Below are 12,755 nucleotides of genomic sequence, written 5' to 3'. Positions count from 1 at the left end.
CGCCGCCGCATCGGCGCACGTGCCCGCCAACGTCACCAGCAACGTCACGAGGAGCCCCATGCCTGCTGAAGCCAGCAAACGTCCCGAGCAGCGCCTGTACCTCCAGCTCTCGGGCCAGGACCTCACCGTCATTCACGTCCGCAACGAAGGCAAGACCGGGCACTACTTCACCGTGCCGGTGCAGGGCCAGGGTGAGGAGGAACAGCGCCTCAGCGCACTCCTCACCGCCCTGGGCAGCGTGCCGTTTCACAGCCTGGTATACGTCCACACCAACCTGCACACCCTGCGCGAACAGGTGCGCCGTCCGCCGAGCGGGTGGCCGAAAGAACTCAAGGCGCTGCTCCAGAGAAAGTCGCTGCAACTGCGGGTGGGCACCCTCACCCGGCTCGACGGCTTCTGGCAGGACATCCTCACCCAGGCGGAGGGAGGGACCCTCCCACGCATGAACGGGCTGAACCACTACCACCTGCACACCTACGCCGTTACCGACGGCCTGCAGACCCATGTGGCCGGACTGCTGTACGGCGAAGGCGAACTGCACCTCTACGACGGGCGGGTGCGGGGTGAGCAGCTCTGCCAGACCGAACTGGAGGCGGCCTGCTGGGCCCTCGACCTGGTCGCCCCCAGCAAGACGATCGAGCTGCGGCACCAACATCCAACCACACCGCGCTTCTGGGAGGACGCCGAGAGGTACCTGAGCGATTACCCGGATGTTCAGCCTTTAGCGAGACGGATCGGGCGGCTGATCGAGGAGAAAAACCTGCGTTTCAACGTGCCCCAGACCCGCCTCGACGACACCCTCGCCCGCGCCGTGCGCTGGTACACCGGGCGCGGCCTGGCATGACCGAGGACACGCTCGAACTGCTGCACGCTGGAGGTCTGCTGAGCGAGGAGGAGGCCGACACGGCCCTCCGCGCCCAGCAGACCCTGGGAGGCACGCTGCTGCGCGTCCTGGAACGCACCGCGGCAGACACCCACGACCTCTGGCAACGTCTGGCCCGGCTGCATGGCCGCCCGGTCTACACCCGCCTGAACGAGATCGAGACGGTCGAGGAAGCCATTCGCCGGCCAGGCGGCGGGGTGGAACCGATGCTTCCCCGTTCCCTCGCGCTGGACACCCTCACCCTGGCTCAGCGGCGCGAGGGGGAAACCCTGCGCCTGCTGTCCCCCGACCCTTTCCTCGACCTCAGCGACTCGCGGCTCCAGGAACGTGCGCGCGCAATTTCACTGACCGGAGGCGGGGACCTCGCCTGCTCGATCCTGCCCCCCGACCTGTACCGCCGCTGTCTGCGCCTCACCTATCCCGAGGCGCTGGCCGGGCCGCTGAGTCTGGCCGCCCGCCTCGCGGTCACCGGACTGATCCCCGGGGCAGAGATGCGGCCGTACCAGGGTCGGGAAGCGGGGCTGCTGGGCGACGGCCTGATCAGCGAGGACGACTACGCGGCTGCCCTGGCCGACCACCTGAACCTCCCCCTCTACCGGCACGCGCCCGTGACGCTCGAGGAACACCTCCTGCCGGAGGAGGCCATCCGCCGACACGACCTCTATCCCCTACGGCTGGACCGGGAGCGGGGCACGCTGGTGGTCCTGACGGCCACCGCGCCCGACGACCTCCTCGGTCTCCACCTGCGGCGCCTGAGCGGCTGGCCGGTGGCCTACGAGATCACCACCCGCACCGTCATCCGCAGCCTCATTCAGAAACGAGGACGGCCACATGCACATCACTGACCTGACCGAAGTGACGGCTCAATTCGACCACCCCGGCTATCTTCAGCTGTACCTCCAGCGCTTTCAGGAGGCGTTCTCGCAAGGCCGCTTTGACGCCGTCCCCGGGAAGGAGCAGACCCTGCGCTGTGGGAGGCACCGCCTGGACTTCCTGTCCTACGCGATCCTCGACGATGAGCGGTTCCGGCGGTGGCACAAGGAGACGGTCGCGCAGGTGCTCGGTTTCCGGCACGATGAGGGCAAGGTCGCGACGCGCGAGACCTATGCCAGTTGCACGCCGGAAATGTTCGCCCTGCTGGCCGCCAAGGCCCGGCAGCTCCAGGGCCATGACGCGGGCAAGGACCCGGGGAAGGAAAGCGGCGAGAAACCAGCCCGGGGGAAAGCGCCTCCGGTCCAGGCCCTGCCGGTTAGACCCACAGGGGCGAGCACCGAGACGACGGGGGACCCGTCGGACGAGCGGCAATCCGCATGAACCTGCTGGAACAGGCCCAGCGTGCCCTGGAGGTGGGGTGGAACGTGATCCCGGTTCACCCGTTCAAGGGGCCGCACACCGTCATGGTCGAGACGGGGCACTACACCGTCAACGACGAGGGGAGGCGGGTGCCCGCCTGGCGGAGGTTCCAGCAAGAGCGGGTGAGCCCGGACCTGCTGCGCGAGTGGTTCCACCCCCGGCGCCGCGTCCCGGGCATGGCGGGCGTCACCGGAACGGTCAGCAGGCGGGTGGTGATCGACTTGGACGGAGCGGCGGGCTGGGCGCTCCTGAAGGAGTGGGGCCTGACCCCCAGCGCCCTCTCGGGGGGCGGGTCCCCGCACCTGTACTTCCCGCATCCGGGCTGGAAGGTCCGGACGCTCGCCAGCGGCAGCTTCAAGAACCCGCCGTTCCCCGGACTGGATGTCCGGGGGGACGGCGGGATGATCGTCCTGCCCCCGAGCGTTCTGGCCAACGGGAGGTACCAGCTCCTCAGCGAGGCGTTGCTCGACCCCGCGTGTCTGCCCGAGGCGGTAGCCCTGTGGACGGGCCTCACCTGCCCGCCCCCGCCGGAATTGCCGGAACTCGACCCGAGCAAGCTGAGGGCCGGCGAGGACGCGCCGACCCTGTTGCGGGAAGCGCTGAACCGGGCTTCCGGTGCGCGGAACAACGCCGGGTACTGGCTCGCCCGTGAACTGAAAAAGGCGGGATACGCCCTGGAGGACGCCCGGCCCGTGATGATGGACTACACCGACGGGGTCGGGCAGCAGGACGCACGCGGTCGACACGACCCCTACACTCGCCGGCACGCGCTCGCCAGCCTGGAGAGCGCCTACCGCGCGCCCGCGCGCCCGAGGCTGGCGCACAGAAGCGGGACGGTCACGGACCCACTCGACGAGGCCCGGCGCGTGCTGCCGCAGCTCACCCTGGAAGAGCGCGTCCAGCTCGCCCGGCTCATCGCGGCCACCTATGCCCGCGAAAGTGAGGAGCGCGCCGCGGGCGCCCTGCGAAGTCTGGGGCTGAATCCCGCTGCGGCCCGCGAGGCCGCCATGCAACTCCAGCAGGGCGTGAGTCTTCCGGGAACGCGACGCCTCATTCTGTTCTTGAGGAGAAGGAGATGAGGAGTACACTCAGCTCATGTTGCTCTCGGTGGGGAACTCACGCGTGATGCTCAAGGAGAGGCACGACGAGCTGAACCTCGCCCGTCTCAACCTGGTCCTGGCGCAGAACCGCACCACGCTCAAGGGCTGGCGCAAGGAACTCGCGCTCGACGCGCTGGGCACGATGACTGTCGAGTGCACGGCCGACCTCAACGACGTGGTGCCGCACGGGATCGACAACGATGTATTGCTGGGCCTGATCAGCGCCGCCGTGCTCCAGAACACGAGACCGGGCGGCGAGATCCGCATCAGCGCCAGCGAACTGCTGAAGCTGAGCTGTCTTCCGGACAACGCCAGGAGCTACGGCGAGGTGCAACGCGCCCTCCACCGGCTCAAGCGCAGCACCTTCACGATCACCGAGTGTTGGTACGACCAAGGCAAGCGCGACTGGCGGACAGTGGATTTCAACTTGGTCGCCAAGCACTGGCAGGCAGACAACACCGAAAAGGTCGAGGACATCGGCCGTTGGCAGGCGAAGACGCTGCTCGTCATTCGCCTCGACCCAGAGCTGATGCAGAGCATTCGCTCCGGGTACGTCCGACCCCTCGACAGCGCCCTGCTCGGCCGGCTCAAGCAGCCGATGAGCCGCAGTGTCTACCGGGCGCTCTCCATGCTCCGAACCAATCTCGCTGAGGGCGGCGCTCCGCCCAAGGAGGTGCAGCTTCCCCTGCTGAGCTGGGCCGAACACCTGGGACTGTCTCACCAGATGGACGGTCGGAACCTGCCCTCCCTCATCGAGCGCGCCCTGATTCCCGCCCACGAGGCGTTGATGGAAAGCGGCTACCTCGCGACCGTCGAGACCGAGGGGCGGGGGCGGCAAAAAACCTTCACGTACACCTTCGTTGAGGAAGAGGTGCGGACGGCCGATCCGGAGGCGGCCCAACTCTTGTCGCAGTATCTCAGCAGCAAGGCTGCCCTGGAATTGGCCGTGCAGTACAGCGCAGCGCACGTACATCAAACTCTGACGCGTTTCGAGGCCTTGATGAAGACCGCCTACAAGGGCAAGGTCAAGAACCGTCAGGGCCTCCTGGTGGATATGCTTCGCGACCCGGACAAGTACCCGGTGGAGATCGCGGAGAAAACGTCCAGTGCGCGGCGGCCTGCTCCTACCCCTCTGCCCACACCTGATGAGGAAGACCCGACTCCGGTGGAGAGGAAACCAGAGTCTGCGCTCATGGCCCTCGGGCAGAGGTTCGAGGAAACAGGAGCCCTGCGGCCCCTGCGTGACCGGGCGGTGAAGCTGTACCTGGATGGGCGCGTCAGCACCCTGGACCTTCTCCAACTGCGTTCCCTCGAAAGGCCCCAGATCGAAGGCCAGATCTCAGGTTGGGAGCAACCCACCGCCTGATCCTGTCTCTGTTCAACTCACTGTGGTCCCCGGCAGAGCAGGTGACGGGGCCCTCCCTTTTCGCTGCTACACCTTCGCTTCCGACATTTTGTGGGACTCGGCAGGCAGAGGCAGGAGGGCTCCCTCCGACACTTTGTGGGACTGACTGTAGGAGCCTCCGACACTTTGTAGGAGTCGCCCCCGACACTTTGCGGGACAGGGCTGGAATGCCCTCCCTCGCCCTCCGACACTTTGTAGGAGTCACCTCCGACACTTTGCGGGACAGAGCTGGAATACCCTCCCTCGCTCTCCGACACTTTGTAGGAGCCATCTCCGACACTTTGTAGGACTTAGGGGCAGCTATCCTGGACGTTCCACCGACACTTTGCGGGATTGACCGGACCTGCCTCCGACACTTTGCAGGACCTGCCTCCGACAGTTTGCAGGATTATCCCGAAAAACGCGCGCCAGGCCGTGCTCCACCTGGGCGCCCTGATGATGATCATCATATTTTTTCTACTCTTTTTTCTTTTTGAAGAATCAACAGTCAAGAGGGCCATCTCGGTTCAGGGGATTCCACCAGGCAGAAGCCATAGGGCAGGAACCCTCCACCCAGGGTTGTTGTCGTCAGGTTGGTCCAGTAGCGGCCCTGAGGGGCTTAGCTGGGATCAGTAGGGTCCGGTGAACCGTTTCCCCCCGAAGGCTCGCAGGGGCCTGCACGGCCCACATCTGTGACGTGCAGGCGAATGACACTCCCTCTGCCGTAGTCCCTGGCACCGATCTGCCTCCCCTGCTATGCTCGATTCACCAACAGGACCCCTGTTGAACCCACCGGCGCGGCAACGTGTGCGGCGGACCTCATGCCAGCCTCCCTCGTGGAGGCTCCCCGGCTCACCCGGGCCCTTCAAGTGCAGCGGCACCCCACATTTGTAGATGTGGAGTGCCACCGTTTCCTTCCCGCGCGGGAAGGGGTTGTTTCTCTCCGAGACTCGCGGTCAGGGTCGAGGGGCGATCAACCCCCCTGACGGCGAGCGAAAGGAAACGAGATGAGTGTACAGGATGCGGCGGTTTTCCCCGTCAGCCTCGTCGAGCTGCTGGCCCGTGCTCGCCAGCAGCCCGGGGCGACCATCGACGAGAAGCTCTACGGGGCGCTCCTCGCCCACGAGGACACCGCCGCGTGGCTCCAGGCGATGGTGCCCCTGGCCTTCAAGAAGGGTGCGGCCGTGGGGGCCGTGCCCGCCGCGAGGAGCCAGTGGGAATCCAAGGCACGGGACGTGGTCATCCGCGCCGTTTTCGCCACGGCGAAGAATGTCAAGGAAGGTGACGTCATGGTGCCCGGGCGCGGCAAGGTGTTCGTCCGTCGGGACGACATGCTCCAGCCCAGTGTCCATTACGGCCTGACCCAGGGCGACGTGGATTACACGGCACTCGCCGCGCTTCAGCATCTGCACGGCGTGGGCTACACGCTCGACGCTGAGGAGATGCAAGCGCAAGCCGACGCTGCTGAAGCCCAGCGGGACTGGGCACACGCCGAGCACGAGCTGCAAGGGGTGGACGCCGACCTTAAGGCGCTCGGCATCTTTGCCGACAACGCCGAGGAGGCCGCCACGCAACTGGTGGCAGCGGGGAATCCCGACCCCGAGTTGCTGGCCCGGCTCGAAGCCCTGGGCCGCGGCCACGGGGGCAATCCCATACGCGATTACGGAACGTTTCGGGCGCAAGCCTGGTACGAGCCGGACCCGCAGCCGGGCAGAAGCGTGCAGCCCCGCGCCCTGCACCACAGGGTGGAAGAAGCGCTGGCCGGCGCCCTGTTCGTCACGGGTGACTGGGAGAGCCTCCGGGTGCCCCGCGCCCTGAAAGCCGAGGCGTTCGACCGGCTGGTCGAACTCTTCACCGCCGCCTTGAAGCGCAAGCAGGCGCCGGTGGTGGCCGCCGACACCGACGACCTCGTCGGCAGGGCTGCCGTCATGGCCGCCCGCCGTCTCGGCCTGAAGACCGTGGCCGTGCAACTCGCCGGGTGGGAGTTCAAACCTGCCCGGATGCAGATGCGCTGGTGCGAGCGGACGCCCAACGGTGTGGACGTTCCGGTCGCCCGTGCGGAACTGCAGGTGCGTCTCGCCGAGCTGGTGGGCGAAGTGTGCAGCCTCGGAGAAGTGGACGACATCCTCGCCCACAATCTCACCCGTCAGGGCAAGCCCAGGGCGGCGCTTGACGCCGCCTGGACCAGGCACAACGGCCTGTACTGATCCCGCCCAGAGCCTCGCGGCTCAGAGCTCTCCATGCAAGACCGGGGGGAGCGGCGCGAGACGTGGACCCCCAGCGAGGAGAACAAGAATGTCCCCTAAGCTCGAGGCTTGGGTGGGCTTGTTCGGCTGCATCGGCTGCACGGTGTTCGCGCTGTTCATCATCCTGGGGTCCTTCACGGTCCCGGAGAGTGAGCGCATGAACCTGCTGGCCGCCGCACTGATGACCACCCTGCTTCTCTACGGAGCATGCATCGGTTTCTACCTGTTCTGGCGGACCGTTCTTCGCCGATAGGCTGGGGTGTCGCTCCTTCTGCCTACAGTTTTCCGCTTTCGGGTGGACGCCACCGTCACCCTCCCAGACAAGACCGGGGGGGTGACGCGACACGCGCCCCCGGCAAGGAGACCTGCGATGGACAAGACGATCCTGCTGGGCGACCTCACCGCCCTGCGTCCCAGCCACCCCGGCGCGACCGACTTCCTGACCGGGAAGTTCGTGATTGCCGGAACCGGACACCGGCCCGACAAACTCGGTGGGTTCAGCCTGGAGGCCCTCGAAGCGCTCATCGAGGTGGCCAGGGGTTACCTCCTTAAGCTCAGGCCCGACGTCGTCATCACGGGAATGGCGCTCGGCTGGGACACCGCCCTGGCGGCCGCCGCTCTCGGGCTGCGAATTCCCTACGTCGCCGCCCTGCCGTTCCCCCGCCAGGCCTCGCGCTGGCCGCAACTCGACCAGGAACGCCACCACGGTCTCCTGAAGCGTGCCGCGCTGGTGGTCTGTGTGGGTTCGGACGACCTGGCCGATGCGGACATCCGCTCGGCGATGCAGTGGCGCAACGAGTTCATGGTCGACCATGCTCACCTGATCCTCGCGTGTTCCGACGGCAGCGCCGGTGGCACCGCGGGCTGCGTCAAGGATGCCGTGGAGCAGGGCAAACCGGTCGTCAACACCTACCGAAGGTGGGAAGAGATGACACGCCCGATGCAGGCCGAGCAGGTCGTGACCACCGCGACGGTTCACCACCCCGAGTTCGGCAGCGGTGTTCTGCGCGGCAAGACCGAGATGAAGCACGGCCCGTGCCTCATCGTGGATTTCGAGCACTGCACTGCCATTGTCCCCGAGGCGAGCGTGCGTGAGCAGGCGAGGGCAGCCTTGGAAGAAGACCTTCAGAGGATCGTCCACCCGAAGTTCGGAGAAGGAACTGTTCTCCAGAAGGTTGTCACCGTGCTGGGTGAGATGACCCGGGTGTCTTTCGAGAGTGGCCCCCGGACGCTTCTGACCCCCGCGGAACGACCCACGAGCCACCCTCTCCGCGAGCGTGCGCCAAATCCTCCGGCCTTCGAGATCGGGCAGCAGGTGGCCCACCCCATCTACGGACGGGGTGACATCCTCACCGTCAGCTCGACCGCGCTGGGAGAAGCCGCGACCGTCGCTTTCCCGAGCAGCACCCAGAAACTCCTGATGACCAGCCTCCAGCCGGTCTAGTTCCAGCAAGGGCCAACGTCCCCCGGGCCCCCGCGCGTCCTCAGCCTCCAGTTCACCGGGGGCGCGGCGCGACAGCGACCCCCGAAGAGGAGTACCCACATGGCCACCCTGACCTCCAAGCTCAACAGTCGTACCGCCGCTCCTGCCTTCCCCACTCCCGCGGACGACTTCGAACTCGCCCGCCGCGCCGCCGAACAGGACTTCGTCCTGCTCAGTGATGGGGAAACGCTCCGGCTTGCGGGCATCCTGGCGAGCGAGGACAACACGGCACTCCAGAAGGAGTACGCCTACACGCTGCTGCACCGCGCGCTCAGTCCCATCGCCCTACTGGCGGCACGTGAACAGGCAGGCCACTTCGTCAGCTTCTCCGCCGCCCACAGCGCCGCGCTGATCAGCCTCTGGCGCGCCCTGCACCGCTGGGATCCCAAGCGAGGCATGAGACTCTCCGCCTTCGTGCGCTTCACGCTGCCGGTCGAGCTGGAACGTGAACGCAAGGAAGCTGAAGTCATCAGCCGCAGCGACTGGTCCCATATCGCAGTCAGGGCGGCGATTCACGAGATCATTCAGAGCGGCTACAACCGCCCCTACATGACCGCCTACAGCGACGTCCAGGGTGAAACCCTTGCCCCCCTGCTCCGTCGCCCCGGTCTCCCCGCTCCACTCGTGCTCCGCTTCCCGGCCCACACCACCGTCAGCTTTCAGGCGGGCCTCACGGTGCGGACTCCCCCGGAGAAGGTCGAGAACGGTGATGGCAAACCCCAGCCCAATCCGCTGCTGTCCTGGTTCTCCGGCCACAAGTCCATCACGGTCAGGACCTTTCGGGGGCCCCGCAACTGGCCCCGCAAGACCACGCGTGCCAGGACCGGGTACAAGGTGAGGCAGTTGCAGGATGCGGGTGAAGCCTTCCGCTCCACCGTGTTCGGCAGCAAGTTCACCTCCCGCTTGATGCAGACGCGCGTCTTCAGTCGTCCTCCGCGACCCATCCGTGAGGAAGACGTCACGCCCCGCATGGTTCAAGACGTGATGCGCCAGAACCGCAAGCTCAAAGGTCAGCCCTTTGACGAGCAGGCCTGGAGCGTCACGCGAATCGGAGCCCTGATGGACGAGCTGTACACCGTCACCTCCTACGACGTCACCATGCAGGACGACGAAGGAGATGAAACCCGCTTGATCGATTTCCTTGCCGCCCCCGATCAGGACGACGAGGAGTTCCCTGAAGAAGAGTTCGATTCCGAGCAGTTGCAAGACGCCGCACGGATCACCGAACGCCTTCAGAGAACGGGACTGTGGGAGATCGCGATGAGGATCCCCCTGCACAAGTTCCTGCTCGCCTACCGCGCTGGCCGCCCCGGGTTCTGCACGCTGTGCTCCCGGTACGGTATTCGCGTCAGGCATGCCACCGAGATCATGGGGGCCATCGAAGCGACCCTTCGCTGAGCCTTTTTCCAGAAGTTCCACCCGCAACCTACTGCTGGTTGCCAACGCGTACTGCTCGCGTCGCCCTTCAATCTTCGGATTGTCGGGCAACTTTTTTTGGGGTCCTGGAGGGGGACTTGACAGCGGCACCAGGGTGTTGAGAAGGTCCGGGTATGGACGAGCAGAAGATCATCACGCGGTACCTGCAGGAATATGGCCTGCTGGGGGTCTATATCGACCACACCCCGCACGGGGATTACCCGCTGTTGCATCTCCGGGGTCGGCTGAACTTGGACCTGCTCATCGAAACCCCTCACCTCGGCCGGGCGGCGGCGCAGACGGGCACCCTGGCCGGCCCGTGGGCGGGAGAGCAGGTCGGCGTTCACACGGCACAGCCGGGCGCCCTCGAGATCGAGTCCTCCCATCCGGAGCTTACGGACCTGATACGTCAGCACGTCACCAATGCGGCCCAGGACATCCAGCGCGCCTTTCGTCTGGGTGATCTCCTGGAGGGGCCGGACCACGGGCTGGAAAGCCTGACGTTGTTGGCCAAGCACCCGGAATGGGAGGAACCGCTGGACCTGTCCCGGCAGCTCGGCACCGCGACGCCGCTTGAAGGAGGCCCGCAAAGCCTCTCACGGGATGAGCGGCTCGACCGGGCCCGGGCCCTGCGGGGAGGGGCGGTCATGGATATCTTCGACGTGCGGGCGCTGCGGCAGGCAGAGGCCGAGCAGGAACGCGTGTTGCTGCACTTCCCGCCCCTCCGGGACAGTGAGCAGGACCCGGAGCGTCGCCTCTCCGACGAGGACGTCCAGGCGCTCGCGCGGCAAGAACGCTTGCTGCGGGTGGAGGGTGCGGGCGAGCCGGAGGGCCGGCTGGAGGACGACCTGCGCTTCTGAAGGGAGGCGTCCAACCTGACCCGCACTCATGCTGGGGACGTGAGCACCAGGCTTCTCCGGATCACCCGCCCAGCGCCGCTGCTGCCGACCGAGTGCGCCCTGCAGAGTGAGGATGAACTCTCCTCGCACCTGCGGGCGCACGTCGTGGCCTTTACGGGTGTGCCCGAGGCGCAGGCGCTCGCGCGGGTCCTCTGGTCGCAGGGGGAAGTCAGGGACAGCCTGACCCGGACGCATTACCTCTGCCGGGAGGCGACGGGGGAGCTGACGGCCTGCCCGCACTGCGACCAGGCTGTGCCCGAGGTGGTGCACGGCGGGGTGAAAAGCGCCTGGTGCTCGTGCCTGCAAGGAGAATGGCTATGAAAAGATTGCTGCTCCCGCTGGCCCTCGCGCTCACGGCGTGTGGGGCGGTGGGCTCCGGTTTCGAGAATCCCTTCGGCGCTCCCCAGGTCCCGGCCCTGACCCTGACCGTAACGCCCTCCACGCTCACCCTCGCGCCCGGCGCCACGGCACACGTCGGCGTCGCCACCTTCAGTGGGAGCGTCACCCTCGGGACACCCGCGCCCCTGCCAGTCGAGACCGCGGGGATCCGCGCGATCCCGGACGCCAGCGGCATGACGGTCAGCGTGAGTGGGCGTGCCCTCCTCGGCAGTTCCAGCCTGCCCATCCAGGGCCTCTCCAGCCGGGGGCAGGGCCAGACCGTGCTCGATGTCGTGGTGGGGACCCGGCAGGCCGGAGGGTCGGGCCAATGAACAGGATGCGTTTCCTGCTCGCCTGCCTGGCGCTGCTGCCCGCAGGGGCCCGCGCCTCGACCAACCCCTACCTGGGAAACAGCAGCACGCGGACGTACTACCTCGCCGAACTTGAGGACTGCCCGGGGAAGCTGGACATGCAGCCCGGTGACCTGTGGACCCTCACCTTTCCCGACAAGCTGGCGGACGCCTTCGTGACCCGCAATGGCCTCGTCGAGCGTCGCTTGCAGGACAACCGGCTGATCATCGCCGTCGTGGGGCCCAGTGGCAGCACTCCGGCACTGGTCCTGACCGAGGACGGCCGGGCCCCGCTCTTCAGCATCACCATCCAACCTGGACCCGGGGGACGGAACAAAAGCGTCATCGTCAAGCCCGGTCTTCCGCCAGGCGGCTCCAGGTGCGGGGCCGCTGGCAGCGCGGCGCCACGCACGGGAGCGGAGGCCAGGGCCCCGACGCCCACCCCCGTGGTGAGGTCTGCCCCAGCCCCAAGCCGCCCGACCACCGCCACCGTTCGCCCGCCCGTCACCACGCCGCCGCCAGCCGGGAGGGCCATCACCCCGTCCACCCGTCCGCCCGTCAGGGAAGCCGCCCGTGTGCCCGCGACCGCTGCGACTTCCACCCCGGCCAGGGCGGCCTCCGCCCCGGCTCCCGCGAGAACCACCGCGCGTGCGGCCACGCCACCGACGCTGCCTGCCCCGGCCAGTCCCACGCGGGCGGGTTCCAGCCCGGCTCCTGCGGTGGTTCCTACCCGTACGGTTGCGGCACCGCCGGTTCCCGCCCCCACCCCCTCCGCCCGACTGACGGCCAATGCCGTCCCGGCCACCCCCCTTTCCCGCGCAGCCACGACACCACTGGCCTCTGCCCCAGCCAGACCCGACCGGATGGCCCCCACTCCGGTCCTGCCCCCCTCCGCCAAGCGTCTTCCCGTGTCCATCCGGACCCAGGGGCCTGGGGCACTGCGCGTCTGGGTGGTGACCGGGCAAAAGCAGCGGGGCGTCCTGACGTTCACGCTGAGCAACTCGCTGGACTCAGGCGTGGTCCTGAGGCGGGAAGACCTGCACGTGGCTCAGGCTTCGGGAAGTGGGAGCGGCGCGCTGGTCATCCCGGCCGGACAGACGCTGACCTTCGACGTCGCGCTGAAGGGTCCCCTGCCGCCCGTGCTCGGACACCTCACCTGGTCGGGAAGCGTGGTGGGAAGCAGGGAGGGCTTCGAGATCAGCGCCCTGCTCGCGCTGTGAACCAGGGCTCTCTTCGGGCCGCACTGCAACGCCTCCTCGTGTG

Annotated in this window: 13 protein-coding genes; all 13 read left to right on the top strand. The window is 67.3% G+C overall.

Annotated features, from left to right (window positions below):
* Positions 1-58: 58 nt before the first annotated feature.
* The 13 genes from E5F05_RS04550 (at position 59) to E5F05_RS04490 (ending at position 12,712) form a co-directional block, all read left to right on the top strand.
* Complete coding sequence (locus E5F05_RS04550) at positions 59-844, top strand: hypothetical protein (protein ID WP_129117563.1); 786 nt, start codon at positions 59-61, stop codon at positions 842-844.
* Positions 841-1,728 (top strand): hypothetical protein, encoded by an 888-nt coding sequence (locus tag E5F05_RS04545; RefSeq protein WP_129117562.1) that lies wholly within the window; start codon positions 841-843, stop codon positions 1,726-1,728. The genes E5F05_RS04550 and E5F05_RS04545 overlap by 4 nt, the downstream gene beginning before the upstream one ends.
* The gene (locus E5F05_RS04540; protein ID WP_129117561.1) at positions 1,715-2,197 is read left to right on the top strand and encodes a hypothetical protein; all 483 of its coding nucleotides are present in this window, start codon (positions 1,715-1,717) and stop codon (positions 2,195-2,197) included. The genes E5F05_RS04545 and E5F05_RS04540 overlap by 14 nt, the downstream gene beginning before the upstream one ends.
* Positions 2,194-3,315, top strand: a complete 1,122-nt coding sequence (locus E5F05_RS04535) for a bifunctional DNA primase/polymerase (protein ID WP_129117560.1) — start codon at positions 2,194-2,196, stop codon at positions 3,313-3,315. Before E5F05_RS04540 ends, E5F05_RS04535 begins: the two co-directional genes overlap by 4 nt.
* Before the next feature lie 16 nt (positions 3,316-3,331).
* Complete coding sequence (locus E5F05_RS04530; protein WP_129117559.1) at positions 3,332-4,702, top strand: replication initiator protein A; 1,371 nt, start codon at positions 3,332-3,334, stop codon at positions 4,700-4,702.
* A gap of 1,025 nt (positions 4,703-5,727) precedes the next feature.
* On the top strand, positions 5,728-6,927 hold the full coding sequence (locus tag E5F05_RS04525; protein WP_129117558.1) for a hypothetical protein: 1,200 nt from the start codon (positions 5,728-5,730) through the stop codon (positions 6,925-6,927).
* 88 nt (positions 6,928-7,015) lie between these two features.
* Positions 7,016-7,219 carry a hypothetical protein gene (locus E5F05_RS04520; RefSeq protein WP_103128230.1) on the top strand — a complete coding sequence of 68 codons (204 nt, stop codon included), beginning with the start codon at positions 7,016-7,018 and terminating at the stop codon, positions 7,217-7,219.
* Between the two features lie 117 nt (positions 7,220-7,336).
* Positions 7,337-8,410: an SLOG family protein gene (locus tag E5F05_RS04515; RefSeq protein WP_103128229.1), complete on the top strand. Its 1,074-nt coding sequence runs from the start codon at positions 7,337-7,339 to the stop codon at positions 8,408-8,410.
* 99 nt (positions 8,411-8,509) lie between these two features.
* Positions 8,510-9,847, top strand: a complete 1,338-nt coding sequence (locus tag E5F05_RS04510; protein ID WP_129117557.1) for a hypothetical protein — start codon at positions 8,510-8,512, stop codon at positions 9,845-9,847.
* A gap of 152 nt (positions 9,848-9,999) precedes the next feature.
* A complete protein-coding gene (locus tag E5F05_RS04505; RefSeq protein ID WP_103128227.1) occupies positions 10,000-10,725 on the top strand; it encodes a hypothetical protein in 726 nt (241 codons plus the stop codon).
* A gap of 39 nt (positions 10,726-10,764) precedes the next feature.
* Positions 10,765-11,085, top strand: a complete 321-nt coding sequence (locus E5F05_RS04500) for a hypothetical protein (RefSeq protein WP_129117556.1) — start codon at positions 10,765-10,767, stop codon at positions 11,083-11,085.
* Entirely contained in the window at positions 11,082-11,474 is a 393-nt protein-coding gene (locus E5F05_RS04495; protein WP_129117555.1) for a hypothetical protein, read from the top strand. Before E5F05_RS04500 ends, E5F05_RS04495 begins: the two co-directional genes overlap by 4 nt.
* Positions 11,471-12,712, top strand: a complete 1,242-nt coding sequence (locus E5F05_RS04490) for a hypothetical protein (protein WP_129117554.1) — start codon at positions 11,471-11,473, stop codon at positions 12,710-12,712. The genes E5F05_RS04495 and E5F05_RS04490 overlap by 4 nt, the downstream gene beginning before the upstream one ends.
* Positions 12,713-12,755: the final 43 nt, after the last annotated feature.

The sequence above is a fragment of the Deinococcus metallilatus genome, assembly GCF_004758605.1.
Lineage (GTDB): Bacteria > Deinococcota > Deinococci > Deinococcales > Deinococcaceae > Deinococcus > Deinococcus metallilatus.
Note: the sequence above shows the minus strand (reverse complement) of the source record. Positions and strands in the feature narration are given on the sequence as shown.